This is a genomic window from Mesorhizobium sp. M0870, from assembly GCF_040319775.1.
Classification (GTDB): domain Bacteria; phylum Pseudomonadota; class Alphaproteobacteria; order Rhizobiales; family Rhizobiaceae; genus Mesorhizobium.
Genome location: NZ_JAMYOI010000034.1, coordinates 1 through 26,954, shown reverse-complemented (window position 1 = coordinate 26,954; position 26,954 = coordinate 1). Strand labels below are relative to the sequence as shown.

General features: G+C 63.7%; 24 protein-coding genes. 20 read left to right on the top strand and 4 right to left on the bottom strand.

The annotated features are described in order from the left end of the window. Positions 1–30 precede the first annotated feature (30 nt). The gene (fsa, locus tag NKH97_RS28635) at positions 31–687 is read right to left on the bottom strand and encodes a fructose-6-phosphate aldolase (RefSeq protein ID WP_127270489.1); all 657 of its coding nucleotides are present in this window, start codon (positions 685–687) and stop codon (positions 31–33) included. 90 nt (positions 688–777) lie between these two features. Between fsa and NKH97_RS28630 the strand changes: the two genes are divergently transcribed. The 8 genes from NKH97_RS28630 (at position 778) to NKH97_RS28590 (ending at position 9,949) form a co-directional block, all read left to right on the top strand. Beyond that, positions 778–2,961, top strand: coding sequence for a primosomal protein N' (locus NKH97_RS28630; protein WP_352799238.1), 2,184 nt, complete (start codon positions 778–780; stop codon positions 2,959–2,961). Positions 2,962–3,327: 366 nt separating this feature from the next. Further along, the gene (locus NKH97_RS28620) at positions 3,328–4,023 is read left to right on the top strand and encodes an aspartate/glutamate racemase family protein (RefSeq protein ID WP_023811754.1); all 696 of its coding nucleotides are present in this window, start codon (positions 3,328–3,330) and stop codon (positions 4,021–4,023) included. Between the two features lie 94 nt (positions 4,024–4,117). Continuing rightward, a complete protein-coding gene (locus tag NKH97_RS28615; protein ID WP_013529034.1) occupies positions 4,118–4,513 on the top strand; it encodes an AGROH133_08824 family phage infection protein in 396 nt (131 codons plus the stop codon). Positions 4,514–4,759: 246 nt separating this feature from the next. Continuing rightward, positions 4,760–5,320, top strand: coding sequence for a F0F1 ATP synthase subunit delta (locus NKH97_RS28610; RefSeq protein WP_023762496.1), 561 nt, complete (start codon positions 4,760–4,762; stop codon positions 5,318–5,320). After that, a complete protein-coding gene (gene atpA / locus NKH97_RS28605) occupies positions 5,320–6,849 on the top strand; it encodes a F0F1 ATP synthase subunit alpha (protein ID WP_023811756.1) in 1,530 nt (509 codons plus the stop codon). Before NKH97_RS28610 ends, atpA begins: the two co-directional genes overlap by 1 nt. Before the next feature lie 31 nt (positions 6,850–6,880). Beyond that, positions 6,881–7,765, top strand: a complete 885-nt coding sequence (locus NKH97_RS28600; RefSeq protein ID WP_127261419.1) for a F0F1 ATP synthase subunit gamma — start codon at positions 6,881–6,883, stop codon at positions 7,763–7,765. A gap of 70 nt (positions 7,766–7,835) precedes the next feature. After that, positions 7,836–9,428, top strand: coding sequence for a F0F1 ATP synthase subunit beta (gene atpD / locus NKH97_RS28595; RefSeq protein ID WP_352799234.1), 1,593 nt, complete (start codon positions 7,836–7,838; stop codon positions 9,426–9,428). 113 nt (positions 9,429–9,541) lie between these two features. Continuing rightward, the gene (locus NKH97_RS28590) at positions 9,542–9,949 is read left to right on the top strand and encodes a F0F1 ATP synthase subunit epsilon (protein ID WP_013529039.1); all 408 of its coding nucleotides are present in this window, start codon (positions 9,542–9,544) and stop codon (positions 9,947–9,949) included. Positions 9,950–10,067: 118 nt separating this feature from the next. Here the strand turns inward: NKH97_RS28590 and NKH97_RS28585 are convergent, their stop codons facing one another. Then, positions 10,068–11,603 (bottom strand): mannitol dehydrogenase family protein, encoded by a 1,536-nt coding sequence (locus tag NKH97_RS28585; protein WP_352799232.1) that lies wholly within the window; start codon positions 11,601–11,603, stop codon positions 10,068–10,070. Between the two features lie 143 nt (positions 11,604–11,746). Here NKH97_RS28585 and uxaC point away from each other — a divergent pair, with 143 nt between their 5' ends. The 8 genes from uxaC (at position 11,747) to NKH97_RS28545 (ending at position 18,849) form a co-directional block, all read left to right on the top strand. Continuing rightward, positions 11,747–13,159: a glucuronate isomerase gene (gene uxaC, locus NKH97_RS28580; RefSeq protein WP_352441008.1), complete on the top strand. Its 1,413-nt coding sequence runs from the start codon at positions 11,747–11,749 to the stop codon at positions 13,157–13,159. Positions 13,160–13,195: 36 nt separating this feature from the next. Further along, positions 13,196–14,173: a TRAP transporter substrate-binding protein gene (locus NKH97_RS28575; protein ID WP_023811762.1), complete on the top strand. Its 978-nt coding sequence runs from the start codon at positions 13,196–13,198 to the stop codon at positions 14,171–14,173. A 101-nt stretch (positions 14,174–14,274) separates the two neighbouring features. Further along, complete coding sequence (locus NKH97_RS28570) at positions 14,275–14,805, top strand: TRAP transporter small permease (protein ID WP_031213442.1); 531 nt, start codon at positions 14,275–14,277, stop codon at positions 14,803–14,805. Positions 14,806–14,809: 4 nt separating this feature from the next. Further along, complete coding sequence (locus tag NKH97_RS28565; protein WP_023811764.1) at positions 14,810–16,090, top strand: TRAP transporter large permease; 1,281 nt, start codon at positions 14,810–14,812, stop codon at positions 16,088–16,090. A gap of 7 nt (positions 16,091–16,097) precedes the next feature. Next, positions 16,098–16,874 carry a FadR/GntR family transcriptional regulator gene (locus NKH97_RS28560; RefSeq protein WP_128304058.1) on the top strand — a complete coding sequence of 259 codons (777 nt, stop codon included), beginning with the start codon at positions 16,098–16,100 and terminating at the stop codon, positions 16,872–16,874. Positions 16,875–16,896: 22 nt separating this feature from the next. Next, a complete protein-coding gene (gene kduI, locus NKH97_RS28555; RefSeq protein WP_128304057.1) occupies positions 16,897–17,748 on the top strand; it encodes a 5-dehydro-4-deoxy-D-glucuronate isomerase in 852 nt (283 codons plus the stop codon). Then, the gene (gene kduD / locus NKH97_RS28550) at positions 17,745–18,503 is read left to right on the top strand and encodes a 2-dehydro-3-deoxy-D-gluconate 5-dehydrogenase KduD (protein ID WP_023811767.1); all 759 of its coding nucleotides are present in this window, start codon (positions 17,745–17,747) and stop codon (positions 18,501–18,503) included. Before kduI ends, kduD begins: the two co-directional genes overlap by 4 nt. A 10-nt stretch (positions 18,504–18,513) precedes the next feature. After that, positions 18,514–18,849, top strand: coding sequence for a cupin domain-containing protein (locus tag NKH97_RS28545; protein ID WP_023811768.1), 336 nt, complete (start codon positions 18,514–18,516; stop codon positions 18,847–18,849). 137 nt (positions 18,850–18,986) lie between these two features. On the opposite strand, the gene NKH97_RS28540 is transcribed toward NKH97_RS28545, so the two are convergent. Next, positions 18,987–20,408, bottom strand: coding sequence for a coniferyl aldehyde dehydrogenase (locus tag NKH97_RS28540; protein WP_352611360.1), 1,422 nt, complete (start codon positions 20,406–20,408; stop codon positions 18,987–18,989). A gap of 380 nt (positions 20,409–20,788) precedes the next feature. On the opposite strand from NKH97_RS28540, the gene NKH97_RS28535 reads away from it, so the two are divergent. Together NKH97_RS28535 and recQ are read left to right on the top strand one after the other, a co-directional pair. Then, positions 20,789–21,550: a sulfotransferase family protein gene (locus tag NKH97_RS28535; RefSeq protein WP_128304054.1), complete on the top strand. Its 762-nt coding sequence runs from the start codon at positions 20,789–20,791 to the stop codon at positions 21,548–21,550. Continuing rightward, a complete protein-coding gene (recQ, locus tag NKH97_RS28530; RefSeq protein ID WP_352750602.1) occupies positions 21,550–23,391 on the top strand; it encodes a DNA helicase RecQ in 1,842 nt (613 codons plus the stop codon). The genes NKH97_RS28535 and recQ overlap by 1 nt, the downstream gene beginning before the upstream one ends. Before the next feature lie 260 nt (positions 23,392–23,651). Here recQ and NKH97_RS28525 read toward each other — a convergent pair whose 3' ends face one another. Beyond that, positions 23,652–24,548, bottom strand: coding sequence for a LysR family transcriptional regulator (locus tag NKH97_RS28525; protein ID WP_352799227.1), 897 nt, complete (start codon positions 24,546–24,548; stop codon positions 23,652–23,654). Between the two features lie 277 nt (positions 24,549–24,825). Between NKH97_RS28525 and NKH97_RS28520 the strand changes: the two genes are divergently transcribed. Both NKH97_RS28520 and NKH97_RS28515 read left to right on the top strand, forming a co-directional pair. Then, positions 24,826–25,560 (top strand): SDR family NAD(P)-dependent oxidoreductase, encoded by a 735-nt coding sequence (locus NKH97_RS28520; protein WP_352611363.1) that lies wholly within the window; start codon positions 24,826–24,828, stop codon positions 25,558–25,560. A gap of 72 nt (positions 25,561–25,632) precedes the next feature. Further along, complete coding sequence (locus tag NKH97_RS28515) at positions 25,633–26,232, top strand: NADPH-dependent F420 reductase (protein ID WP_352611364.1); 600 nt, start codon at positions 25,633–25,635, stop codon at positions 26,230–26,232. Positions 26,233–26,954: the final 722 nt, after the last annotated feature.

Below are 26,954 nucleotides of genomic sequence, written 5' to 3'. Positions count from 1 at the left end.
AAGCGAATTGGCTTCAGCCGATCGCCATTCTCAGCCGATCTTCTGGCCGGTTTTTGCCCAGTCGGCAAGGAACTGTTCCAGGCCCTTATCGGTCAGCGGGTGCTTGACCAGTGCCTTCAGGGTCGCCGGCGGCGCGGTCACGACATCGGCGCCGATGAGCGCCGCCTGCTTGACATGGTTCACGGTGCGCACCGAAGCGACCAGGATCTCGGTCTGGAAATCGTAATTGTCGTAGATCTGCCTGATCTCCTGGATCAGCTCCATGCCGTCGATGCCGATGTCGTCGACGCGGCCGACGAAGGGCGAGATGAACGAGGCACCGGCCTTGGCCGCCAGCAGCGCCTGGTTGGCCGAAAAGCACAGCGTGACGTTGACCAGGCGGTTCATCTCGGTGCGGATCGTCTTGCAGGCCTTGAGCCCGTCCAGCGTCAGCGGCACCTTGATGCAGACATTGTCGGCGATCTTGGCCAGAACCTTGGCCTGCTGCATCATCTCGGAATATTCGGTGGCGGTGACTTCAGCCGAGACCGGACCCTTGACGATATCGCAAATCTCTTTGGTGACGTCGGCGATCTTGCCGCCGGATTTGAGGATCAGCGACGGATTGGTGGTGACGCCGTCGAGCAGCCCCAGGTCGTTCAGCTCACGGATATCCTTGACGTCGGCGGTGTCGACAAAAAATTTCATGGCGGGTCTCCTGAAGATTTTCATGTGCATGTCATGCACATTCGGGGTCGGCCTTTGATCTAGACCAAAGTCAGGGCAAGGTCACGCCTCATGATCGAAGATTCGCCCTTTGTCGCAGCCGCACCGGTGCTGGTGCCGATGCCCGCCGAACGCCCCTACACCTATGCCGTGCCGGCCGGCATGCGCGTGGTGCCGGGCTCGATCGTGCGCGTGCCGCTTGGGCCGCGCCAGGTCGCCGGCATCGTCTGGGATGGCGCGGTCGAGAAGGTCGACGCGAAAAAGCTGCGCCCCATCGAACAGGTTTTCGACTGCCCGCCGATCGACCGCGCGATGCGCCGCTTCGTCGACTGGGTGGCGCAATACACGCTGTCGCCGCCGGGCATGGTGGCGCGCATGCTGCTCAGGGCGCCGGAGGCTTTCGACCCCGAACCGTGGATCGAGGGATTGCAGCGCACGCTTCTCGCACCCGACCGGATGACGAGCGCCAGGCAGCGCGTGCTGGAGACGGCCGAAGGCGGCCTTGCCTGGACGCGCTCCGGCCTCGCTCACGCCGCCGGCGTGTCGTCGACGGTGATCGACGGCCTGAGGGCGCAAGGCGTGTTCGAGACCGTGATGATCCCGCCGCGCCCGGTGGTGGCCGCGCCCGATCCCGGCTACGCCACACCGGAACTGATGCCGGACCAGAGCGCCGCGGCGCAGATGCTGCGCGCCAATGTCGCAGCCGGCGTGTTCAACGTCGCGCTGCTCGACGGCGTCACCGGATCAGGTAAGACGGAGGTTTATTTCGAAGCGGTGGCGGCTGCGCTCGACCAGGGCAGGCAGGTGCTGATCCTGCTGCCGGAAATCGCGCTGACGCATGCCTTTCTCGAGCGCTTCCAGCAGCGCTTCGGCGCCAAGCCGGGTGAATGGCATTCCGACCTGCCGCCGCGGATGCGCGAGCGGGTTTGGCGGCAAGTGGCGGAAGGCGGCGTGCGGGTCGTCGCCGGTGCGCGTTCGGCGCTGTTCCTGCCGTTCAAGGAGCTTGGCCTGATCGTCGTCGACGAGGAGCACGACCCTGCCTACAAGCAGGAGGACCGCGTCTTCTACAATGCGCGCGATATGGCGGTGGTGCGCGGCCATATCGGCAGCTTTCCGGTCGTGCTGGCGTCGGCGACGCCATCGGTTGAAAGCCGGGTCAATGCCAGCCAAGGTAAATACAACAGAGCGGTGCTTTCCGCTCGCTTCGCCGAGGCGGCGCTTCCGCATCTGAAGGCGGTCGACATGCGGCGCGCGCCGCCGGCGCGTGGCGGTTTCCTGTCGCCGGTGCTGCTCGACCAGATGCGCCAGACGCTGGAGAGGCAGGAGCAGTCGCTGCTGTTCCTCAACCGGCGCGGCTATGCGCCGCTGACGCTGTGCCGGGTCTGCGGCCACCGCTTCGGCTGCCCGGTCTGCTCGGCCTGGCTGGTCGAGCATCGTTTTCGCGGCCAGCTGGTCTGCCATCATTGCGGGCACAATGAGCGCCGCCCCGAAGCCTGCCCGGAATGCGGCACGCTCGATCATCTGGTCGCCTGCGGGCCAGGTGTCGAGCGGATCGCCGAAGAGGTCGTTACGCATTTTCCCGACGCGCGCACCATCGTCTTGTCGTCGGACCTGATGGGCGGCGTAAGGCGTCTGCGGCTGGAGCTGGAGGCAATCGCCGATGGCGAGGCCGACATCGTCATCGGCACGCAGCTCGTCGCCAAGGGCCACAACTTTCCCAACATGACCCTGGTCGGCGTCGTCGATGCCGATCTTGGCCTTGCCAATGGCGATCCGCGCGCCGCCGAGCGCACATTTCAGCTGCTCAGCCAGGTCACCGGCCGCGCCGGCCGCACCGGCAAGAAGAGCCTTGGCCTGCTGCAGACTTTTCAGCCCGACCACCCGGTGATGCGGGCGATCGTCTCGGGCGACGCCGAGGCGTTTTACGAACGTGAGATCGCCGAGCGCGAACGGGCCGCACTGCCGCCCTTCGGCCGGCTCGCAGGCGTCATCGTTAGTGCGGTGACGCGGGCTGAAGCCGAAGGCCATGCACGTGGCCTGCGCCGCGCCGCGCCCGAGGCGACGGATTTGTTCGTGCTCGGCCCGGCGGAGGCGCCGCTGTCACTGCTCGGCGGCCGCCATCGCTTCCGCCTGCTGATCCAGGGCGAGCGGCGCGCCGATATGCAAGGTTTTATCAGGGCCATGCTGGCCAACGGGCCAAAACAGCGCGGTTCGGTCAGGGTGCAGGTCGATATTGATCCGCAGAGCTTTTTGTAGAGGCGATGGCTGCCGGGCGCTTGGTAAGTGGATTCAAATAGGTACGTCGGGCGGCTCAAAACTCGACGTCTCGTGACGGCGATTCGTTTCGCTCAAATTCAATGCCGCCAGGATACCGAAGTAACCAATCAGCCAAATTTCTCCGACTGTCTTGCGAATAGAGCTTTCGCCCTTCATCGACCGGGACGATCATGGCAGCCGGCCTGCCATTTTTTTTATGATGGTTGGCTCGCCGTTTCCCGCAGCCTCCACAATTGCCGAGAGTGTCGCCTTGGCCTGCTGAAGCTGAACGGTTTTCACTGCGACCTCCTTATGCTCTCATGTGTTTATAGTATCGCGGATCGCCCAGGAAAAGGAGCAGCCCTTATGAAAACCCTCGGCCTTCTGGGCGGCATGAGCTGGGAATCGACCGCCATCTACTATCGCCTGCTCAACGAGATCGTGCGCGAGCGGCTGGGCGGCTTGCATTCTGCCAAACTCCTGCTGTGGTCCTTCGATTTTGCAGAGATCGCCGAGCGGCAGCATCACGGCGACTGGGACGGCGCCGGCGTGCTTCTCGTCGAAGCAGCGCGCAAACTCGAGGCCGGCGGCGCGGAAGGTCTGCTTTTGTGCACCAACACCATGCACAGGCTGGCCGATGAGGTGCAGGCGTCGGTGTCGATCCCGCTGATCCACATCGCCGACGCCACGGCGGTGGCGGTCAAGCGCGCCGGCATGCAGCGGCCGGCGCTGCTGGCGACGCGCTTCACCATGGAGCAGGACTTCTACAAGGGCCGGCTCGCCGACAGATTTGGATTGAGCCCTGTGGTGCCGGATGCGGCCGGGCGCGACATGGTCCATCGTGTCATCTATGAGGAACTGTGCCAAGGCATCGTCAAGGAGACTTCAAAGGCGGCTTACATAGCCGAGACCGAGCGCCTGCGCCGCGAAGAGGCGGCCGACAGCGTCATCATGGGCTGCACCGAGATCACCATGCTCATCGGCCAGCAGGACTTCGACGTTCCGGTCTTCGACACAACGCGCATCCATGCCGAGGCGGCGGTCGAATTCACGCTGGGCTGACAGGCTTCCGCAAATTGCCGGACTCCATCTGGCGTCCTTTCTTTCCTTCGCTAGAATGCCCGGAATTTCAAAACAGGCATTTCGAGGGGACGAGATGGATTTTGCGCTTCCATGGCCGACGAGCCAGGGCGAATGGCTGGCCTGGTCGAGCGCCGTCTTCACCGTGCTGCTCGGTCTTTTGTTTTTTCTGGCACCTGGTCTCGCCTTCCGTGCCCTGCGCTTGCAGGTCAAGCCAGAGAAGGCTGCCGCGATCGCCGAGGGGCGCGGCAGGATGTCGGGCTTTTATCTCGGTGTCGGCCTGTGCTGTATCCTGCTGGCGCAGCCGCTGATCTACATGGCGCTCGGCTTTTCCTGGTTGTTCACCGCCTTCGGCCGGCTGCTGTCGATGATGTCTGATGGCGCCAACACGCCTTTCAATTGGGTTTCCATTGTGCTGGAATTGGTCCTGGCGGCGTTGCCGCTCGCCTTTGCCTTCGGCTTTCTGCCTTGAATCGTTGGGTATTCCGCGATGGAAGACGGGTGACTTTCCCCGGATGCGACAATAGTGCCTGAAAACCATGCGGAACGACGCATTGCGGTCTTAAAATGCCTGTGCTAGACGGCAATCGACTTTCGGCCGGGGATAGCGGAAGCCGCGCCTCCGTGCTCGAAAAAATGCAGTAAGGTCAAAGATTTAGCCAGAGTTTTTGCTCGCGCCAACAATCTACGGCCTGTCAGACAAGAGAAAAGACGGTCCGTGGCTCAATCGTCATCGCCAATCTCAGGTGTCGCAGAACGCTATGCGGGTTCGCTGTTCGAACTCGCCCTGCAGGCAAATTCCGTGGCCAAGGTCGAAGCCGACCTCAACAGTTTCGAAGCCATGCTCGCGGGCAGCGCTGATCTCACCCGGCTGATCAATAGCCCGGTGTTCTCCAGCGAGGACCAGGCGAAGGCCATTGCGGCGATTGCCGACAAGGCGGGGATTGCCGGCCTCACTGGCAATTTCCTGCGCGTCGTCGCCCGCAACCGCCGGCTGTTCGCCATTCCCGGCATGATCAGGGCGTTCCGCCAGATATCAGCCGAACATCGTGGCGAGACCGCTGCTGAAGTGACGTCGGCGCACGAGCTGACGGCTGCCCAGCAGACCGAACTCAAGGCGGCGCTGAAGAGCGTTGCCGGCAAGGACGTGGCCATCTCCGTCACCGTCGATCCGTCGCTGCTCGGCGGGCTGGTGGTCAAGATGGGCTCGCGCCAGATCGATACGTCGCTCAAAACCAAACTCAATTCGCTCAAGCTTGCACTGAAAGAGGTCGGCTGATGGACATCCGCGCCGCGGAAATTTCCGCAATTCTGAAAGACCAGATCAAGAATTTCGGCAAGGAGGCCGAGGTCTCCGAAGTCGGACAGGTGCTGTCCGTCGGTGACGGTATCGCCCGTGTCTACGGCCTCGACAATGTCCAGGCCGGCGAAATGGTCGAATTCCCCGGCGGCATCCGCGGCATGGCGCTCAACCTCGAAGCCGACAATGTCGGCGTCGTCATCTTCGGCGCCGACCGCGACATCAAGGAAGGCGATATCGTCAAGCGCACCGGCGCGATCGTCGACGTCCCCGTCGGCCCCGGCCTGCTCGGCCGCGTTGTCGATGCGCTCGGCAATCCGATCGACGGCAAGGGTCCGATCAAGGCAGTCGAGCGCAAGCGCGTCGACGTCAAGGCGCCCGGCATCATCCCGCGCAAGTCGGTGAACGAGCCGATGTCGACCGGCCTCAAGGCCATCGATGCGTTGATCCCGGTCGGTCGCGGCCAGCGCGAGCTGGTCATCGGCGATCGCCAGACCGGCAAGACCGCCATCATCCTCGACACGATGCTCAACCAGAAGTCGGTGCACGACAACGGCCCCGAGAAGGAAAAGCTCTACTGCGTCTATGTCGCCGTCGGCCAGAAGCGCTCGACCGTCGCGCAGTTCGTCAAGGTGCTGGAAGAGCGCGGCGCGCTCGAATACTCGATCATCGTCGCCGCCACCGCTTCCGATCCGGCACCGATGCAGTTCCTGGCGCCGTTCGCCGGCGCCACCATGGGCGAATACTTCCGCGACAATGGCATGCACGCGCTGATCAGCTATGACGATCTGTCGAAGCAGGCCGTCGCCTATCGCCAGATGTCGCTGCTGCTGCGCCGCCCGCCGGGCCGCGAAGCCTATCCGGGCGACGTCTTCTACCTGCACTCGCGCCTGCTCGAGCGCGCCGCCAAGCTCAACGACGATCTGGGCGGTGGTTCGCTGACCGCGCTGCCGATCATCGAGACGCAGGCCAACGACGTGTCGGCCTACATCCCGACCAACGTGATCTCGATCACCGACGGCCAGATATTCCTCGAAACCAACCTGTTCTTCCAGGGCATCCGTCCTGCGGTGAACGTCGGCCTGTCGGTCAGCCGCGTCGGCTCGGCCGCGCAGATCAAGGCGATGAAGCAGGTTGCCGGCTCGATCAAGGGCGAGCTCGCGCAGTACCGCGAAATGGCGGCCTTCGCGCAGTTCGGCTCCGATCTCGACGCCGCCACGCAGCGCCTGCTCAACCGCGGATCGCGCCTGACCGAACTCCTGAAGCAGCCGCAGTTCTCGCCGCTGAAGACGGAAGAGCAGGTCGCGGTGATCTTCGCCGGCGTCAACGGCTATCTCGACAAGCTGCCGGTCAACCAGGTCGGCAAGTTCGAGCATGGCCTGCTCAGCCACATGCGTTCGGCCGGCAAGGACGTCCTCGATGCCATCCGCAAGGAAAAGGCGCTGTCGGACGATCTGCGCGCCAAGCTGAAGGCCGAGATCGACGCTTTCGCCAAGACCTTCGCCTGAGCGAATTGCAAGACGGGATCAGGTTTGAAGCATGCCTTCATTAAAAGACCTTCGTAACCGTATCGCCTCGGTCAAGGCGACGCAGAAGATCACCAAGGCGATGCAGATGGTCGCCGCGGCGAAGCTGCGCCGTGCGCAAGAGGCTGCGGAAGCGGCGCGCCCCTATTCGGAGCGCATGGGTTCCGTGCTGGCCAACATCACCCAGGCCATCGGCGGCGGCGGCGATGCCCCGGCGCTGATGACCGGCACCGGCAAGGATGACGTGCATCTGCTCGTCGTCTGCACCGCCGAGCGCGGCCTGTGCGGCGGCTTCAATTCGCAGATCGCCCGCCTTGCCCGCGACCATATCCGCAAGCTTTTGGCGGACGGCAAGCAGGTCAAGATCATCTGCGTCGGCAAGAAGGGTTTCGACATCCTGCGCCGCGACTATGCGTCGATGATCATCGACCGCGTCGATCTGCGCGAGGTCAAGACACTCGGCTTCGTCAATGCCGATGCGATCGCCAAGAAGGTCATCCACCTCTTCAATGAGGGCGGCTTCGACATCTGCACGCTGTTCTATTCGCAGTTCAAGTCGGTGATCAGCCAGATCCCGACCGCGCAGCAGATCATTCCGGCCGGCGTTGCTTCGGCTCCTGCCGAGGCGATCGATGGCGGCAACGCCGTCTACGAATATGAGCCGGAGCCGGGCGAAATCCTCTCCGACCTCATTCCGCGCAACATCTCCGTGCAGGTTTTCCGGGCGCTGCTCGAAAATGTGGCCGGCGAAATGGGCGCCAAGATGAGCGCCATGGACAATGCGACGCGCAACGCCGGCGACATGATCAACAAGCTGTCGATCACCTATAACCGCCAGCGGCAGGCGCAGATCACCAAGGAACTGATCGAAATCATTTCGGGCGCCGAGGCGCTCTAGGCGTGGTTCGCGGGTCATCGACCCGCGACTGGACCGCGTGAGAAACAAAGGACGAAAAAGGGTAAAGACGATGGCGAAAGCAGCGACCCCCCAGAAGGCGACATCCAAGACGGCAGCCCCCAAGGCCGCAGCCGCGAAAACCGCAGCCCCCGTGAAGGCGGCAAAGGCTCCAGCAGCCCCGGCCAAGGCGGCAGCACCGGCGAAGGCCGCCGCTGCCAAGACATTGGCAGTGGCCAGCAAGGCAACCGGCGTTGCCGGCAAGGTCCGCCAGGTCATCGGCGCCGTTGTCGACGTGCAGTTCGGCGATCACCTGCCGGCGATCCTGAACGCGCTCGAGACGACCAATGTCGGCAATCGCCTGGTGCTCGAAGTCGCCCAGCATCTGGGTGAAAACACAGTGCGCTGCATCGCCATGGACTCGACCGAAGGTCTGGTTCGCGGCCAGGAAGTGCGTGACACCGGCGCGCCGATCACCGTGCCGGTCGGCCCGGGCATGCTCGGCCGCATCATCAACGTCATCGGCGAGCCGGTCGACGAAGAAGGCCCGGTCGACGCGACCGAAATGCGCTCCATCCACCAGCCGGCTCCGACCTATGTCGAGCAGTCGACGGAAGCGCAGATCCTGATCACCGGCATCAAGGTGCTCGACCTGCTGGCGCCCTACGCCAAGGGCGGCAAGATCGGCCTGTTCGGCGGCGCCGGCGTCGGCAAGACCGTGCTGATCCAGGAACTGATCAACAACATCGCCAAGGCGCATGGCGGCTATTCGGTGTTCGCCGGCGTCGGCGAGCGCACCCGCGAAGGCAACGATCTCTATCACGAGTTCATCGAATCCGGCGTCAACAAGAAGGGCGGCGGCGAAGGCTCCAAGGCCGCACTCGTCTACGGCCAAATGAACGAGCCGCCGGGCGCGCGCGCCCGCGTCGGCCTGACCGGCCTGACGGTTGCCGAATATTTCCGCGACCAGGGCCAGGACGTGCTGTTCTTCGTCGACAACATCTTCCGCTTCACGCAGGCCGGTTCGGAAGTGTCGGCTCTGCTCGGCCGTATTCCTTCGGCCGTGGGCTATCAGCCGACGCTCGCCACCGACATGGGCGCGCTGCAGGAACGCATCACCACCACGACCAAGGGCTCGATCACGTCCGTGCAGGCCATCTATGTGCCCGCCGACGACTTGACCGATCCGGCGCCGGCGACCTCGTTCGCCCACCTTGACGCGACGACGACGCTCAACCGCGCCATCGCCGAAAAGGGCATCTATCCGGCCGTCGATCCGCTGGATTCGACCTCGCGCATGCTCGACCCGCTGGTCGTCGGCGACGAGCATTATGGCGTCGCGCGCCAGGTGCAGTCGATCCTCCAGCGCTACAAGTCGCTGCAGGACATCATCGCCATCCTGGGCATGGACGAGCTGTCGGAAGAGGACAAGCAAACCGTGGCCCGCGCCCGCAAGATCGAGCGCTTCCTGTCGCAGCCGTTCTTCGTCGCCGAAGTGTTCACCGGCGCGCCGGGCAAGCTGGTCGACCTCGCCGACACCATCAAGGGCTTCAAGGGCCTCTGCAACGGCGACTACGATCACCTTCCGGAAGCTGCCTTCTACATGGTCGGCGGCATCGAGGAAGCGGTCGAGAAGGCACAGCGCCTCGCGGCTGAAGCGGCTTAATTTAGGGAATAGGGAGTAGTCAGTAGTGAGTGGGGAATAGCAGCTGCGTAATGTGGACCGGTTAGGGCCACTTACTACTGCCTAGTTCCTATTCCCTACTCACTAAATTGATCATGGCTGAAGCTTTCAAGTTCGAACTGGTCTCGCCGGAGCGTCTGCTCGTTTCCGAGCAGGTCGAATCCGTCGTCATTCCCGGCGCCGAAGGCGAGATGACCGTCATGGCGCATCACGCTCCGGTCATGACCACGATCAAGCCGGGCGTCGTCACGGTGAAGACCGCGGCGGGCGGCGAAGAGCGCTATGTGGTGTTCGGCGGCTTCGCCGACATCGTTCCGGCCGGCTGCACGCTGCTGGCGGAATCGGCTGTCGCGGTGAAGGATGTCGACCGCGCCGATCTCGCGCGCCGCATCCAGGAAGCCAAGGAAGACGCCACTGATGCCAAGGACGACGAGGCTCGCAGCAAGGCGGAACAGTTCCTTAGCCAGCTCACCACGCTGGAAGGCGCCATCCTGCCGGCGTAAGGCCTGAGGGCAGACTCTGGAATTCATGCCATTGGTAGCGCGCAGGACGGGCGTTCTGTCGCGATCCTTCGCGCCTAGGGGCGCTGTCCCGCCGACATCATAACCGCGAGGCCGTAGCTCAGGCCTGCTCGCTCTGTATGCCGAGCGCGGCGAAGGCCAGAACCGGACCATCGCGCCGCAGGTGGACGAGATGGACAGCCACGAGTTCGATCAACGTCTGCCGCTCGGCATGGTCCCTGGCGAAGCCGGCCAGGTCGAACACCGCGGTCACGGTTTCGTTGGCCGGCAGCTGCTCGCTCAAAAGTGCCGTCAGCGCCGCGTCGAGCGGATCGGTGAAATGTCCCGCCGGCAAGGTTTTTCCTCGCGCGGCGCAAGCGGCGATCCAGGCAGCCACCACCAGGGTTAGATGGACCAATTCAGTACCGGCTTCGAGGCATTCGATGGCGGAGGCGACGATGCGCTGCGGCAGTTTCTGGCTGCCGTCATTGGCGATCTGCGCCGTGCGATGGGCAAGTGCAGTGTTGGAAAAACGCTCCGCGAGCTCCGCAGTATAGGCGCTCGTGTCCAATCCGGCATCCTCGGGCAGGGTCGGGATGGCTTCGGCCCACAATGCATCAACGAATTGCCGGATCGCCGGGTCGGCGAAGGCGCGGTCGACGGTGGCATGACCGCTGAGCAGGCCAAGATAGGCGATGGCCGAATGCGAGCCGTTGAGCAGCCTGAGCTTCATGTCCTCGAACGGGCCGACATCGCGAACCATGGTGACGCCGAATTGTTCCCACGCGGGCCGGCCAGTCGGGAACTTATCTTCGACCACCCACTGACAAAACGGCTCGGTCATCACGGGCCAGGCATCCTCGACGCCGAGTTCTTCAGCGATCCGCGCCCGATCGGCGTCAGTGGTTGCGGGCACGATGCGATCGACCATGCTGGAGGGAAACGCGACTTGTTGTGCGATGTGGTCGGCAATTCCGACATCGCTCGATTGCGCGAGCCCGGCATCTCGCAACTGGGCGAATTCGACCAACAGCCGGTGCAGCGTGGCGCCGTTGGCCGGCAAATTGTCGCAACACAGGACAGTGAAGGGCGGCGTGCCGGCGGCGCGTCGCCGGGCAAGCGCCTCGGTCAGAAAACCATGCGCTGTCTTCGGCATCCGGGGATTGGCCAGATCATGGGCGATATCGGGATGTGCGGCGTCCAATCCGCCGCCTGCCGCCCTCAGATAGGCCTTTTCAGTGATCGTCAGCGTGACGATGCGGGTGCGCGGATCGGTCAGCGCGACCAGCACCGCCCTGGGATCCTCCGGCGCCACCAGCATCACACCGATCGAACCGATGACCTGAAGCCTTTCGGTTCCACTGCTTCTGATCGCCAGCGCGTAGAGCCCGTCCTGCGGCGTGAGAGCGTCGCGCGTGTCGGTGCTGCGCAGCGAAACGCCTGTTATGCCCCAATCCGCGTCGCCTGCCGCCAGGCAATCGTCGACATAGGCTGCCTGATGGGCGCGGTGGAAGGCGCCGACACCAAGGTGCACGATGCCCGGGACGACGCGGCTGCGATCATACGCAGGTGTCGCGATCGAAGCCGGCAGTGCGCGCACCGTCTTCGTGGAAAGGCGTTCGGTCGTCGTGGTGCGACTGGTCTGGTCGGATGACATGAGTGGCCTCGGCAGGGATCGGCAAAGCGGCGTAACATTCGATTTCCTGCCACACAATGGGTCGAAAAGTCATCATACAACAATCAGATTTTTGTATGTTGACATTATTTCTTGCCGCCCCTACCGATAGTGGCCTTGGGAGGATGACCGTGACACTGACCCATGCGGATCTGCTGTTTCCCGCCGAGGCGCATTCGCGCGCGATTGCCCGTGATCTCTATGCCGGGATCAAGGACCTGCCCCTTGTCAGCCCGCATGGCCACACCGATCCGCGCTGGTATGCGCTGAACGAGCCATTCCCGGATCCGGCGCAACTGCTCATCGTCCCGGATCACTACATCTTCCGCATGCTGTTCAGCCAGGGCGTCCGCCTCGAGGATCTCGGCGTCGCGACGCTGGACGGCGCGCCTGTCGAAACCGACGGCCGGACGATCTGGCGGCGCTTTGCCGAGCACTATTATCTGTTTCGGGGCACACCGACCCGGCTGTGGTTCGACCACGTACTTGCCGATCTGTTCGGCATCGACGAACCGCTGACCGCCGCGACCGCCGACCGCCACTACGACACCATCGCGACGCTGCTGCAGTGGGAGAATTTTCGCCCGCGCGCGCTGTTCGAGCGTTTCAACATCGAGGTCATCGCGACCACGGAAGGCGCGCTCGACGATCTCAAATGGCACCAGATGATCCGCGACAGCGACTGGCAGGGCCGTGTGGTCACCGCTTATCGGCCGGATGCTGTCGTCGATCCCGATTTCGAAGGGTTTTCAACCAATCTCGATCGGCTCGGCGAGATCACCGGCTGCGACACCGGCAATTGGGCCGGCTATCTCGATGCGCATCGCCAGCGGCGCGCCTTCTTCAAAAGCTTCGGCGCGACTTCGTCGGATCATGGCCATCCGACGGCCGAGACCGCCAATCTTTCGGATGCGGCGGCGCAAGAGCTGTTCAATCGGGTTCGCCGTGGTTCCGACGATGAGCGCGAGCGAAAACTGTTCCGCGCCCAGATGCTCACCGAGATGGCCAAGATGAGCCTCGACGATGGGCTGGTCCTGCAGATCCATCCCGGCTCCTGGCGCAACCATTCGCCCGCAATCTTCCAAAAATTCGGCCGCGACAAGGGCTTCGATATCCCGACCCGGACCGACTATGTGACGGCGCTGAAGCCGCTGCTCGACTGCGTCGGGCTGGAGCGCGACCTCACCGTCATCCTCTTCACGCTCGACGAGACCAGCTATGCGCGCGAGCTGGCGCCGCTGGCCGGTGTCTACCCGGCGCTGAAGCTCGGGCCGGCCTGGTGGTTCCACGACAGCCCGGAAGGCATGCGGCGCTTCCGCGAGATGACCACCGAGACGGCCGGCTTCTACAACACCGTCGGTTTCAACGACGACACCCGTGCCTTTCCCTCGATCCCGGCGCGTCACGATGTGGCGCGGCGAGTCGACTGCGCGTTCCTGGCGCGTCTCGTCGCCGAGCACAGGCTGCGCGAGGACGAGGCGCATGAGCTGGCGCGGGAACTGACCTATACGCTGGCGAAAAAGGCGTATCGGCTCTGAAGGGGCAACTCGCCCGCAATGCAAAGGGAGGAAACCATGTTGCATTTTTCAAGACTGACGGGAGCTGCGCTGCTCGCCGCCGCACTGATGGCCGGAACGGCAAGTGCCCAGACGGTTCTGCGCTCGTCCGACACCCACCCGGACGGCTATCCGACGGTCGAGGCAGTCAAATATTTCGGCGAGCTTGTAAAGGAGCGTACGGCCGGCCGCTATGCGGTCGAGCTCTATCATTCCGCGCAGCTAGGCGAAGAAAAGGACACGATCGAGCAGGTTCGCACCGGCGTGATCGACCTCAACCGCATCTCGATGGCGCCGTTCAACGGGCTCATTCCCGAAACCACTGTGCCCTCGCTGCCCTACATCTTCCGCTCGGAAGACCATATGCACAAGGTCATGGACGGGGCGGTCGGCGACCAGATCGCGGCGGCGTTCGAACAGGTCGGGCTGGTGCTGCTCGCCTTTTATGACAGTGGCGCGCGCTCCTTCTACAATTCGAAGAAACCGATCAACTCATTAGCCGATCTGGCCGGCATGAAGTTCCGCGTCATCCAGTCCGACATCTTCGTCGACATGGTGGCGGCACTCGGCGCCAACGCGACGCCGATGCCGTATGGCGAGGTGTATTCGGCGATCGAGACCGGGGTCATTGACGGCGCGGAAAACAATTTTCCGAGCTACGACACCGCAAAGCATGCGGAAGTCGCCAAGTTCTATTCGCTCGACGAGCACACTATGGTGCCGGAAGCCTTCGTCATGGCGAAGTCGAGCTGGGACAAGCTGACGCCAGAGGATCAGGCGATCTTCAAGGCGGCCGCCAAGGAGAGCGTCGCCAGGCAGCGCGAGCTGTGGACCGCCAAGGTCAAGGAATCGCGCGCCAAAGTCGAAGCGGCCGGTTCGCAGATCACGACGCCGGACAAGCAGCCCTTCATCGACGCCATGGGTCCGGTCTACGAGAAGCACGTCAAGGACGACAAGCTGAAGGCCATGGTCGAAGCCATCAAGGCCGTGCAGTGATCAAGCGGCGGCGCGGGCATTCCGCGCCGCCATCCCCCTTGCGGAGAGAACCGGTGACCTCCAGCCCAGAACATAGACTGCCCCTGTCCGGCGTCGCCCGCATGATGTCGCGCGTCAGCACAGCGGCGCTATGGGTCGCAGGCATCGGGCTGGTGCTGATGACCGCCTTCGTCGCCTGGCAGGTGTTCGGTCGTTATGTCCTGAACCGCTCGCCAAGCTGGACCGAGCAGGGCTCGGTGATGCTGATGAGCTGGTTCATTTTCCTCGGCGCTGCCGTCGGGGTGCGCGAGAACTATCACCTCGGCTTCGACGTCCTGCTCTACGTGCTGCCCAAAGGCGGCAAGCGTTGGCTGCGGATGATCTCGGACCTCGTCGCGCTCGCCTTCGGCATCGGTATGATCTGGTATGGCAGCCAACTGGTCGCATTGACCTGGGGCGCTACCTTGCCGTCGCTCGGCATATCGGGGGGCTGGGACTACGTCCCGCTGGTCGCGGGAGGCGTGCTCGTCGCGCTCTTCACGCTGGAGCGCATCGTGCTTCGTCTCTCCGGTGCGCCGATCGACGATGTGCTCGATGAACTGCCGCCGGCGGAAGTCGCAACCGAACTCGACACGGCGAACGTGAAGGTCTGACGCCATGGAACTCTGGATCCTCTTCGGCGTCTTCACCCTTCTGATGCTTATAGGCACGCCGATCGCTTTCTGCCTCGGCGTCGCAAGCTTTGCCACCGTCCTCTACATGGGCCTGCCGCCGCTCATCGTGTTCCAGCGCCTGAATTCCGGCATGAGCGTCTTTTCGCTGCTGGCCATTCCCTTCTTCATCTATGCCGGCGACTTGATGGTGCGCGGCGGCATCGCCAGCAAGATCGTTGCCTTCGCCGGCTCGCTCGTTGGCCATTTGCGCGGCGGCCTCGGGCAGGTCAACATTGCGACCGCTACACTGTTCGGCGGCATTTCGGGCTCCGCGGTGGCCGAGGCAGCGGCGGTCGGCGGCTTGATGATCCCGCAGATGAAGGCGCGTGGATATGGAGCGGATTACGCAGTCAACGTCACGTCGATGGCGGCGCTGATCGCGCTGCTCCTGCCGCCGTCGCACAACATGATCATCTACTCGATCTCGGCAGGTGGAAAGATCTCCATCGCCGACCTGTTCACGGCCGGCATCATTCCGGGCCTGCTGTTGGCCCTGTCGCTGATGATCACCGCCTATTTCGTGGCGCGCTCCCGCGGCTATCCGACCGAGCCGTTTCCGGGCTTCACCGCCGTCGCGCATCTCTTCGCTGTCGCGGTGCCCGGCCTGCTGCTGATCGCGATCATCTTCGGTGGCGTACGATCGGGCGTTTTCACGGCGACCGAGAGTTCCTGCGTCGCGGTCATCTATGCGTTGCTCGTTACTGTCTTCGTTTACCGGCAGATGACTTGGGAAGGTTTCGTTCATGCTACCCATGGTGCCGTGCGCACCACGGCCATGGTGCTGCTCATCATCGGCATGGCGGCGGCGTTCTCGTGGTTGATGGCCTTCCTGAAAGTGCCGGCAGCGCTCATAGCCTCCATGAACGCGATCTCGGAGGATCCGCTGGTCGTGCTTCTCCTGCTCAACGTCTTGATGCTGTTCCTCGGCACCTTCATGGATATGGGGCCGACGATCATCATCTGCACGCCGATCTTCCTGCCCGTGGCGCAAGCCTACGGCGTCGACCCGGTGCATTTTGGCGTCATCATGATCCTCAACTTCGGCATCGGGCTGAATACGCCGCCGGTGGGCGCTGTGCAGTTCGTGGCGTGCGCAGTGGGCAAGATATCCGTCTGGGAAGCGATGCGCTCGATCTGGCCGTTCTATGGGGCCGGGCTCGTGGTACTGGGGCTCGTCACTTACATTCCGGCCATTTCGCTCTGGCTACCGAGCGTCTTCAAATAGGGGCGACATGGCATCGGACACCGCAACCGACCTCAGGGTCGAGAGAAAACCCAAACTGTCGGAGACCGTGGTCGCGACGATCCGCAAGCAGTTGCAGGCGGGTGAGATCCTGCCCGGCCATAAATTACCGACCGAAGGCCAACTGACCGAAACCTTCGGCGTCAGCCGCACCGTCATCCGCGAGGCGCTTGCCAAGCTTGCCGCCGACGGGCTGGTCGAACCGCGCCAGGGCGCCGGCGTCTTCGTCACAGAGCACATCTCGACAATGTTCGGCGCGCTGGCCGCCGACATGGGCAGCAAGGATTCGATCGCACTCAACGTGCTCGAAGTGCGGCTGGCGATCGAGATCGAATCGGCCGGGCTCGCCGCCATCCGTCGCAACGCCGCGCAGGAGGCGGCGATCCAGGAAGCCTTCTTCGAATTCGAGCGGCTGCTGCTTGCCAGCGAGCCGACCGGTCCGGCCGACCTCGCCTTCCATCGCGCCATCGCCAGCGCCACCAGCAACCCCTTCTATGTCGAGATGCTCGACGTGCTCGGCCGGCGCGCCATCCCGTGCGACGTGACTTCGCCCTGGTCGACCGAACTGGCGCAATCCGACAGCTACCAGCGCGGGCTGCAACGCGAGCACCTGGTGATCCTCAACGCCATTACCTCTGGCGATGCCGAGGCCGCGCGCGAGGCGATGCGCGCACACCTCACCGCCAGCCAGCAGCGTTACCGCGAGCGGCTGCATGCACGTCAGGCTTTTTATTCCAGTTCGGTCAAGGCCGCCGCCGGCAAATGACCCATCTCAAGTCAGGACGAAAATGAGCCAGAGCCATATCGACTGTACATCACGCTTTGCCATCGACCCGGTCGCCGCCGCGGCGATGGGAACCGATGAGCTGCGTCACAATTTCCACATTGACGGCCTGTTCCAGCGCGGCCGCATCAGCCTGACCTACACCCATTACGACCGCATGATCGTTGGTGGCGCCGTGCCGACTGGCGCACCGCTGCCGCTGGAAGCGATCAAGCCGACCGGCACGAAGAACTTTCTCGACCGTCGCGAACTGATCGCCGTCAACATCGGCGGCGCGGGCGTCATCACGGCCGGCGGCCAGTCCTTCGAATTGCAGGCGCGCGACATGCTCTATCTCGGCATGGGCACCACCGACGTGTCCTTCGCCTCGGTGGACAAGACCGCGCCGGCTAAATTCTATCTGCTCAGCGCGCCTGCGCATCAGGCCTGGCCCAGCCGGCTGATCCGCATCGGCGACGCCAAGCGCCTCGATCTCGGCAGCAAGGACACCTGCAACGAGCGTTCGATCTTCCAGTTCATCCATGCCGAGGGCGTGAAGACCTGCCAGCTGGTGGTCGGCATGACTCAGTTGGCTCCAGGATCGGTGTGGAACACCATGCCATGCCATGTGCATGACCGGCGCATGGAGGCCTATCTCTATTTCGACCTGGCCGAGACGGCGCGCGTCTTCCATTTCATGGGCGAGCCTGACGAGACGCGCCATATCGTCATGGGCAATGAGGAGGCGGTGCTGTCGCCGGGATGGTCGATCCACTCCGGTGCCGGCACTTCCAATTATGCTTTCATCTGGGCGATGGCCGGCGACAATGTCGACTATACCGATGTCGACCCGGTGGCGTTGGGGGATCTGCGGTGAGCGACCCCTTCAGCCTTACCGGAAAACGTATCCTGGTCACCGGCGCCAACACTGGCATCGGCCAAGGCATCGCCGTGTGCGTCGCACGCGCCGGGGGCGCGGTGGTCGGCGTCGGCCGCTCGTCGATGGACGATACGGCAGACAAGATTGCGGCGGTGGGCGGGCAATTCGAAGCGGTGAGCGCCGACCTTGCCGACACTTCGGCCGCCGGCCTGTTGCTCGACCGGATCTGGGACGAAAGCGGTCCGCTCGACGGGCTGGTCAACAATGCCGGCATCATCCGCCGCGCCGATGCCGTCGATCTCAGAGAGGCCGATTGGGACGACGTCATGGACGTCAACCTGAAGACGGTTTTCTTGCTCTGCCAAAGCTTTGCAAGGCGTGCCTTGGCCGCTGAGCGGAAAGGCAAGATCGTCAACATCGCCTCGGTGCTGGGCTTTCAGGGCGGCATCCGTGTCGCGTCTTACACGGCCTCGAAGCATGGCGTGCTCGGCATCACCCGGCTGCTCGCCTGCGAATGGGCGCAAAAAGGCATCAACGTCAACGCCATCGCGCCGGGCTATATCGAGACCAACAACACGCAGGCGCTGCGCGCCGATCCCGACCGCAGCGCCGCCATCCTGGCGCGGATCCCGGCCGGTCGCTGGGGGGAAGCGGGCGACATTGGCGACGCCGCCGTGTTCCTGCTGGCGCCGGCGTCGAACTACATGCATGGAGCGGTGGTGCCTGTGGATGGCGGCTGGCTTGCGCGATGAGGAGACGACGATGACCACAAAGATTTTCGCGCATGCCGGCGAGGGCGCCTGGACGCCGACCCCGGACGGCAACAGGCGACGCGTTCTCCTGCATACCGACGAGTTGATGCTGGTCGAATTCGGCTTCGACAAGGGTGGCGTCGGCGCCCTGCATTCGCACCCACACGTCCAGGCTAGCTATGTCGCCGAGGGCCGCTTCGAGGTGACCATCGACGGTAGGACCGAAACCATCGAGACCGGCGGCAGCTTCATTGTGCCGTCCGGTCTGGTGCACGGCGTCAAGGCGCTGGAAGCAGGGCGGCTGGTCGACAGCTTCACGCCGCACCGGGCCGATTTCCTCGGCTAGCCAGGGAAGACCCGCACCTCAAAAGAGGCGCGGGTTGTTGCCTGGGCGCTTGTGGCGCCGCGGTACTCAAGACATGACCGCAGGATGCGAACCTGCCGCATGATGGTGAACATAGGCTTAACGCGCCGGGTGTTCGGTCAGGTGATATGCCGGAGCAGGCTGAAGAGCCGCTCGAACGTCTTGCCGTAGGGCGGGCGCAACAAGGCTCCCGCGCTCAGCCGGGACTGCAGGAAAACCGGCTTCTCCTTGCTGAAGGTGCGAAAGCCCCATTCGCCGTGATAGGCGCCCACGCCGCTGGCGCCGACGCCGCCGAAAGGCTGGTTCTCCTGCACCAGATGCAGCATGCAGTCGTTGATGGTGACGCCGCCGGCGACGGTCTCATGCAGGATGCGTTGACGGTTGCCGCTGTCGCGCCCGAACCAGTAGAGCGCCAGCGGCCGGTCCGCCCCATTCACATGCGCGATTGCCTCGTCGATCCCGGTATATTCTACGATGGGCAGCACCGGCCCAAAAATCTCTTCGCGCATCAGCCGCAGGTGCGCGCCGGCATTGCGGACCAGGGTCGGCAGCAATTTCCGGCTGGTACCGCCAAGCTCCTCACTGGCCGGGTTGATTTCGGTGACATCGGCGCCGGCGTCACGCGCTTCAGTGATCATGTCGCGCAGGCGCTGGTGGTGCCGATCGCTGATGATGGCGGTATAATCGGGGTTGTCGCGCAGGGTCGGGTAGAGCTTCGCGATCGCCGTTGCGAGCTTCGCGGCGACCGCGTCTGCTCGCCCCTTCGGGACCAGAAGATAATCCGGCGCGATGCAGGTCTGCCCGGCATTCAACAGCTTGCCGTAGGCAATGCTGGATACCGCCGCGTCGAGGTCGCATGACGGATCGAAGATTGCCGGCGACTTGCCGCCGAGTTCGAGCGTGACCGGGGTCAGGTTGGCTGCCGCGGCTATCGCGACCTGGCGTCCGACCGCGGTCGAGCCGGTGAACAGCAAATGATCGAAAGGCATCGACACGAAGGCCTTTCCCATCTCCGCGTCGCCGCTGATGACGCTGAGCTCATCGGGTGCGAAATGCTCGGCAACGAGTTTGGCCAGCAGCGTTGAAAATGTCGGCGTCAGTTCGGAAGGTTTTATGAGTACGCGGTTGCCGGCGGCAAGGGCCGCGGTGACCGGCGCGACAGCGAGCTGGAAAGGATAATTCCAGGGCGACACGATGCCGACGACACCCAGTGGCTGCGGAAGGAGGCGATTTCTGCCCGGCAGGAACGGCATAGTGGTGGCGACGCGGCGTTCGCGCATCCAGCCCCTGAGGTGCGACAGCGCGTGGCGGATACCGGCGCGCACGACGAACAGTTCCGCAAGACGCGTCTCATGCGCGGAACGGCCGCCAAAGTCGGTGTCGATGGCGGTGCAGATGTCGGCTTCATGCCGCTCGGTCAACGCCAACAGGCGTTTCAGGCGATCCTTGCGGATGCCAAAGTTGGGGAAAGGCTGCGCCTCGAAGGCAGCACGCTGCAACCGAAACCGCTCGCCGAGAGCATCCTGAATGGCCTGCAGCATCGCGCCCTCCCTGACTTGTCGGGCCGAGCTTACATCGTGGTGCGTGGCGGAATCCAGCGGGGGTGCAGGTCTCGCAAGGGAAGGTGCTGCGGCGAGCCTTGGATCAATCGGTCAGCTTCCGCGTTCGCGCCGCAGGCTTTCCTTGTGCCGGCTTGTTCTGGTTGTGGTCCGGTGTCAGCTGCGCTAAGGCAAGGTGCCCATGCGGAGAGTCGTTTTGACCGGTTTCCACATCCTCTCCAATCCACGAAATTGCAGCCCGGTGTCTGCCTGATGCAGGCATCGGCGATGAGCATCTTGGCCGTGGCCCGCAGGCGGCGCGTTTCGTCCCGGGTGGCCCTGATGCAAGATCGGGTTGCCGCATTGCGCCAGCGGAATTGCGGATGAAGGGCGCGCGCAGGCTTGAGGCTGCGTTTGGAGCGGCCGCGCGAAGGGTTATGCGGGAGTTTCTGCGATTCGTGCCGCTGTCTCTGAAACAGCGCATGCAAAGACGCACATACGCACGCGCAACGCCCGCCAACAGAATTTTCATTTCGGGCTGCGCGCGCAGCGGGACGACGCTGACACAGCGGCTGATGAGGTGTTTCGGGGATATTTTCGTCCATCCGCCCGAAGCGCGATACACAATGCTGGACATGCTGGATCGGCCGGAATCGAACCTCGTCGTCAAGCGCGATGCGCGCGGTTTTGCGCATCTGGCGAAGCTACCTCCCTCCATCGGCTTGATCTATTGTGTGCGCCATCCATTCGACACGCTGACAAGTTCGCATCCGCAAACACGCCACGAGCGTCGGTTCCACGTCACGCCGCATCGCTGGCTGGCCGAATACGACGCGCTGACCCGGCTGAAGAAGGCACAACCGCACCGGCAGATACTCTTTGTCCGCTACGAAGACATGATCGGCGCGCCCGATGCGCAGCAGGACAGAATCGCGCAGTCGTTCGGACTGACACCGCGCATTCGTTTCAGCGAGGATCCGGACAATCCGATCCGGGTGGCTTCGTTGAGAAAATGGGAACGGAATGAAGAATTCAGGACCTATCTCGACGGTCTGCCCCCGGCATTTCTCGTCGGCGTCCGGCGTTTCTGCGCCGAGTTCGGCTATGACATGCCAATAAGCACGCCGACCGTGGACGCGCGGTGATGCAGGCACCGGCGGCCGTCGCGACAGAAGAGCGAGATCCCAAGCGGCGCGTGCTGAAAGACGTGTTCGGCTTCGATGATTTTCGCCCCGGCCAGGCCGATGTCATGGACGCGCTGCTGGCTGGGCGTCATGTGCTGGCCGTCATGCCGACAGGTGCGGGCAAATCGCTCTGCTACCAAGTGCCGGCACTGGTCCTGGGTGGGCTCACCATTGTCGTTTCGCCGCTGGTGGCGCTGATGCAGGATCAGGTCGCCGCCTTGCGGCTTGCCGGCGTGGCGGCCGACACGATCAATTCCTCGATCGACCGCGATGCCAATATCGCCGCATGGCGTCGCGTCGCCTCAGGCCAGACGCGCCTGCTCTATCTCGCGCCGGAGCGGCTGATGACCGAGCGGATGCTCGAGGCGCTGGCCAGGCTCGATGTCAGCCTGATCGCCGTCGACGAGGCCCATTGCATTTCGCAATGGGGGCCGGCGTTCCGGCGCGAATACGAGGACCTGTCGCGTCTGCGCGGCATCTTTCCCAACGTGCCGATCATCGCGCTGACGGCAACGGCAGACGAAGGCACGCGCACCGACATCGAATCCCGGCTATTTGCCGAGCGCGTCGAGACCCTGGTGCTGGGCTTCGACCGGCCGAACATCAAGCTTGCCATCGAGGCCAAGCAGGACAGCAAGCGGCAATTGCTGCGCTTCGTCGCGCGCCATCCCGGCCGCAGCGGCATCGTCTACTGCCTGTCGCGCAAGAAGACGGAGGAGATGGCGGCCTTCCTCGAGAAGAACGGCGTGACCGCGCTCGCCTATCATGCCGGCATGAGCAAGGAGGCGCGAGACGCCAACCAGAACAGCTTCATGACCCTTTCAGGCGTCGTCATGGTGGCGACCATCGCTTTCGGCATGGGCATCGACAAGCCTGATGTCGCCTATGTCTTCCACACCGACATGCCGGGCAGCCTGGAGGCCTACTACCAGGAGATCGGCCGCGCCGGCCGCGATGGGCGGGACGCCGAGGCGCATATGCTGTTCGGCCTTGGCGATATCCGCATGCGCCGGATGTTCATCGACGACGAGGATGCGCCGCCCGAGCACAAGAGGCGCTCGCATGGCCGGCTCGACACGCTGATCGGCTATTGCGAGACGGCGCAGTGCCGCCGCCAGGTGCTGCTCGGCTATTTCGGCGAAGAAGCGCAGCCTTGCGGCAATTGCGACACCTGCCTCGACCAGGCGCCGCGCGCCGATGGCGGAGCGGAGGCGCGGATCATCCTGGCAGCCATCGCCCAGAGTGGCGAACGCTTCGGTGCCGGCCATGTCATCGACATTCTGCTCGGCCATGAAACCGAGAAGGTGCTGGCCAGGAACCACCAGAGGCTCGCCAGCTTCGGCAGCGGACTGGCGCACAAGAAGGACTCTTGGCTGTCGCTAATCCGGCAGCTCGTCGCCGGCGGGTTCCTGATGCCGGATCCGGCCGGCCATGGCGGGCTCGCCATCGCCGAAAAAGGCCATGCGCTTGGCCGTGGCGAGGTGCCGTTCCATTATCGCGTCGAGGTGCGCAGCCGCGCCTTGCGCGGCAAGACGCGCTCCGGGCAGGATTTCGGGCAATCGGATGTGGACACCGGGCTGCTGGCCGCGCTGAAGACCTTGCGACTGCGGCTCGCCAAGGAGCGCCAGGTGCCGGCCTATGTGGTGTTTTCCGATCGCACCCTGATCGACATGGCAGAGCGCCGCCCAAACGACCTCGACGCCTTCGCTGAAGTGAATGGGGTTGGGGCGGCAAAGCTGAAGGAGTTCGGCCAGGTTTTTCTGAGTACGATTGCCGAGCACCAATCCGATGGCTCGGCCTGAGGTCAGATCAGCGACTGGTCACGCGTCCTGAAGCATAGCGATCTTCGGAGAGGGCATCCGTTCCGAGACCTCCTGTTCCGTCGCCGCCCATTCCTCCACCGCCCATGCCCCCGCCGAGACCGATCAGTTCAATGTTCTCTGGCCGGCCCGCCGACAGATCAGGCCCAGACTGAGGCGTTCATCGACTTCATGGCTGAGCATCTTCAACCGCAATAGGTGCCGCTGTCCGCCTATCCACCGCAGCGTCGACCCGCGGGGCGTCAGTCGCGCGATATGGACAGTCCCGTGAAAAGCGGAGCGTAGGCGGCGAGCCTGCGGGATACGAACTCCGTGAAGAGCCGCACGCGCTTCGTCTTGCGTGTCTCCCCCTGTGTGAGAAGCCAGAGCGTTCCGTACATGTGCAGGTCGGTGCCCGGCACCCTCACCAGCAGGGGGTCGGCATCTCCGACGAAGCACGGCAGTGTCGTGATCCCGAGACCTTGCCGTACGGCAACGATCTGCGCCTCGGCGTCCGTGGTCCTGAATGGAACCCCCGCGGTGCGAACCTCACCCGCGCCGGCCCACTCTGGAATTCCATGAACGCTTATGACGATCCACCGGATGGGATCAGGCGCGCCCGCACGCCACGCGGCCAGGCGATCGCGGGACATGTAGACGCCGCCGAACACCTCCGGTCCCTTCAGGCCGTGAAGATTGAGCGGCAGGGTTTTGCGGTCGTAGACGACGCGGATCGCGACGTCGGCCTCTCGGCTGGTCAGATTTGCCAGCTCGCCGGACGACAGGATTTCCATCTCGATGTCCGGGTGCAGACGCGCGAAATCGGCGAAGTCCGGCATGAGCAGGTGTGTCGCGAGGGGAGGTGCCAGCGTCACCCGCAGAAGCCCGCGCACACCCTGGTCGCGCCCGAAGACGCGCGTCTCCAGCTGGTGCGACGACGCTTCCATCTGGTTCGCGAGATCGAGGACCTCCTCGCCCGCAGCCGTCAGGCGGTAGCCCGAAGGCAGCTTTTCGAACATGTGCGCTCCGAGGCGTTCCTCGAGCCGGGCGACGCGTCGCAGCACGGTCGAGTGATTCACCCCGAGCTGCGCGCCGGCAGCCCGCACCGAGCCTCCGCGCGCGACGGCAAGAAAGTAGCGAATGTCATCCCAGTCGATCATGGTGCAATCCGGCACCGCGCGGTGCGCCTTCCAAAGCCCGTATCTAACGCATGCTACAGCAGTACGGGCGGGACATCATAGCTTATGTCGACAGGGGCGGCGCAATTCCGAATGGCGGACACGGATCGTCACGGCTGGCGTCAGTTCCTGAAAGCGGATCGATTTTGCACCACCGATGTGCGCGCTTCCGCACTCACCGCGTGACTCTGACGGGCCCATCTAGAGGTTCTCGGGGCTTACCCGAACGACCAAAGACAGAGCCTGGAAGGATTGAGTTATGGGAAAACTAGACGGTAAGGTTGCGGTTATTACGGGTGGCGCCACCGGCATCGGCCTCGCCGCTGCAAAGCGCTTCATCGAGGAGGGCGCTTTCGTCTTCATTTTCGGCCGTCGGCAGGATGTGCTCGACGCTGCTGTGGCCAACCTCGGGGCCAATGCCCGCGCGGTGAAAGGCTCGGTTTCCGACGAGGCCGACCTCGACCGGCTCTACGCGGCGGTGAAGGCCGAGCGCGGAACCCTCGACATCGTCTTCGCCAATGCCGGGGCGGGAGGCCTGCTTCCGCTCGGCGAGATCACCGCCGAGCACATTGACGAAACCTTCGACACCAATGTGAAGGGTACGATATTCACGGTCCAGAAGGCGCTGCCACTGATGGGCGAGGGCGGTTCGATCATCCTGACCGGATCGAGCGCCGGCACCACGGGCGCCCCCGCATTCAGCGTCTACAGCGCGAGTAAGGCGGCCGTGCGCAATCTTGCGCGGAGCTGGGCGGAGGACCTGAAGGGCACCGGCATCCGGGTAAACGTGCTGTCGCCCGGGCCGACAGCGACCGAACTCGCGAAGGCAGCGATAGGGGAGGAGGGCTTGAAGGCCTTCGCCTCGATGAACCCGCTCCAGCGCATGGCCGATCCGGCGGAGATTGGAGCGGCGGCTGCGTTTCTCGCGTCGCCCGACAGCAGCTTCATGACCGCCAGCGAGGTCGCCGTCGACGGGGGCCTGGCGCAAATCTGACGCTACGCCCCGCCGTTCATTCCATTCGATATTCCGGGCCCGCAGGGCGTGGTAAACTGAAGGAGAATATACATGAGCTATGCAATTATTGGCTTCGGCAAGATCGGCCACGCTCTTGCCAAGGCGTTTGCCCGCAACGGCATCGAAGTGTCCGTGGCAACCACGCGCGACCCGGAAAGCTTTGCAGCCGATGCGGCCGCGATCGGACCCACGATTATCCCCAAAACGCTGGCGGAAGCGATCAAGGCGGACATCATCTTTCTGGCGGTTCGTTTCGAGTCGCACCCAGATGTCGCGAAGGCGCTGTCAAGCTGGGAAGGCAAGACGATCATCGACGCGACGAACGTGTTTCCAGCCCCTGAAGAGCTGGACGGTCTGCCGTCCTCCGCCTTCGTCGCAAAGGCGTTCACCGGTGCCAAGCTCGTCAAAGGGTTCAATCACCTGATTGCAGCCACTTTGGCTGCCGATCCGATCGTCGAGGGCGGGCACCGGGTCGTCTTTCTGTCGAGCGACGACGAGGACGCGATCGCTCCCGTGGCGGCCTTAGCCAAACAACTCGGGTTCGCACCGGTCAAGCTGGGGAAGCTCAACGAGGGTGGCGCACTGGTGCACGCACGCGGCCGCACTTGGGGCCAGCTGATCTTCCAGGACCTGTTCAAGAAGGAGCAGTAACGGATTTATCGTGCACCGACAGAGTGGCCGGTGTTCGACGCCGGCCACATCGTCAGCAACGAGCCGAGCGCGCAAAGTGACGTGCTTGAAAGCGGCTTACATCTGCCTGGGATCCTTCGGCCGACATGTGCCGGCCACCCATGAATCGTAATTGCAATAGCTGACGTCCCAGCCGGCATCGCGTCTTTTGGAAGTTACCTCACGACCGCCCGGGCGGATGGGTCCGAAGCCACCCCAACTGCCATCCGAGCCTTTGCAATTTCCCATGACGCGATAATTGCAGTTGTCTACGACGAAGTTGCGGTCCATCGACACGCATGCCGATGCGACAGTGGAAAGACTGAAGAAGGCCGTGCCGGCGACTGTGACGGCGAGAGAGGCTTTGCGCCTAGTGGTCTCCTAACTGGCTGGGCAAACCAACCATTACGAGATCTTGGCCGGGCCACTTCCCCCATTTGGGCCAAACCGGCTGGCAAATTCACAGCGACATGGCTGCGCTTGCGGACAGAAAACCATGTGCGGAGAGCCGAATGGGCCTGCCCATCGCCGAAGCTTTACGCCTCCGCAAAGGCCAGAGTGTCCCGGCTCGGGCGGCTTTGTCCTGTTGGCTGCGCGATATGCGCGCGATATGCGGCAGGCGGCTAGAGCGATTCCTATTTTGAGAGAATCGTAGGATTCCCAAAGCCGGATGTTTGTGATTCAAGATGCTGGCTGGATTGGAG

Bases quoted from the DNA above. Each gene is read 5' to 3' on its own strand.
- fsa (WP_127270489.1), bottom strand. From the start codon at position 687: ATGAAATTTTTTGTCGACACCGCCGACGTCAAGGATATCCGTGAGCTG.
- NKH97_RS28630 (WP_352799238.1), top strand. From the start codon at position 778: ATGATCGAAGATTCGCCCTTTGTCGCAGCCGCACCGGTGCTGGTGCCG.
- NKH97_RS28620 (WP_023811754.1), top strand. From the start codon at position 3,328: ATGAAAACCCTCGGCCTTCTGGGCGGCATGAGCTGGGAATCGACCGCC.
- NKH97_RS28615 (WP_013529034.1), top strand. From the start codon at position 4,118: ATGGATTTTGCGCTTCCATGGCCGACGAGCCAGGGCGAATGGCTGGCC.
- atpA (WP_023811756.1), top strand. From the start codon at position 5,320: ATGGACATCCGCGCCGCGGAAATTTCCGCAATTCTGAAAGACCAGATC.
- NKH97_RS28600 (WP_127261419.1), top strand. From the start codon at position 6,881: ATGCCTTCATTAAAAGACCTTCGTAACCGTATCGCCTCGGTCAAGGCG.
- atpD (WP_352799234.1), top strand. From the start codon at position 7,836: ATGGCGAAAGCAGCGACCCCCCAGAAGGCGACATCCAAGACGGCAGCC.
- NKH97_RS28590 (WP_013529039.1), top strand. From the start codon at position 9,542: ATGGCTGAAGCTTTCAAGTTCGAACTGGTCTCGCCGGAGCGTCTGCTC.
- NKH97_RS28585 (WP_352799232.1), bottom strand. From the start codon at position 11,603: ATGTCATCCGACCAGACCAGTCGCACCACGACGACCGAACGCCTTTCC.
- uxaC (WP_352441008.1), top strand. From the start codon at position 11,747: ATGACCGTGACACTGACCCATGCGGATCTGCTGTTTCCCGCCGAGGCG.
- NKH97_RS28575 (WP_023811762.1), top strand. From the start codon at position 13,196: ATGTTGCATTTTTCAAGACTGACGGGAGCTGCGCTGCTCGCCGCCGCA.
- NKH97_RS28570 (WP_031213442.1), top strand. From the start codon at position 14,275: ATGATGTCGCGCGTCAGCACAGCGGCGCTATGGGTCGCAGGCATCGGG.
- NKH97_RS28565 (WP_023811764.1), top strand. From the start codon at position 14,810: ATGGAACTCTGGATCCTCTTCGGCGTCTTCACCCTTCTGATGCTTATA.
- NKH97_RS28560 (WP_128304058.1), top strand. From the start codon at position 16,098: ATGGCATCGGACACCGCAACCGACCTCAGGGTCGAGAGAAAACCCAAA.
- kduI (WP_128304057.1), top strand. From the start codon at position 16,897: ATGAGCCAGAGCCATATCGACTGTACATCACGCTTTGCCATCGACCCG.
- NKH97_RS28545 (WP_023811768.1), top strand. From the start codon at position 18,514: ATGACCACAAAGATTTTCGCGCATGCCGGCGAGGGCGCCTGGACGCCG.
- NKH97_RS28540 (WP_352611360.1), bottom strand. From the start codon at position 20,408: ATGCTGCAGGCCATTCAGGATGCTCTCGGCGAGCGGTTTCGGTTGCAG.
- NKH97_RS28535 (WP_128304054.1), top strand. From the start codon at position 20,789: ATGAAGGGCGCGCGCAGGCTTGAGGCTGCGTTTGGAGCGGCCGCGCGA.
- recQ (WP_352750602.1), top strand. From the start codon at position 21,550: ATGCAGGCACCGGCGGCCGTCGCGACAGAAGAGCGAGATCCCAAGCGG.
- NKH97_RS28525 (WP_352799227.1), bottom strand. From the start codon at position 24,548: ATGATCGACTGGGATGACATTCGCTACTTTCTTGCCGTCGCGCGCGGA.
- NKH97_RS28520 (WP_352611363.1), top strand. From the start codon at position 24,826: ATGGGAAAACTAGACGGTAAGGTTGCGGTTATTACGGGTGGCGCCACC.
- NKH97_RS28515 (WP_352611364.1), top strand. From the start codon at position 25,633: ATGAGCTATGCAATTATTGGCTTCGGCAAGATCGGCCACGCTCTTGCC.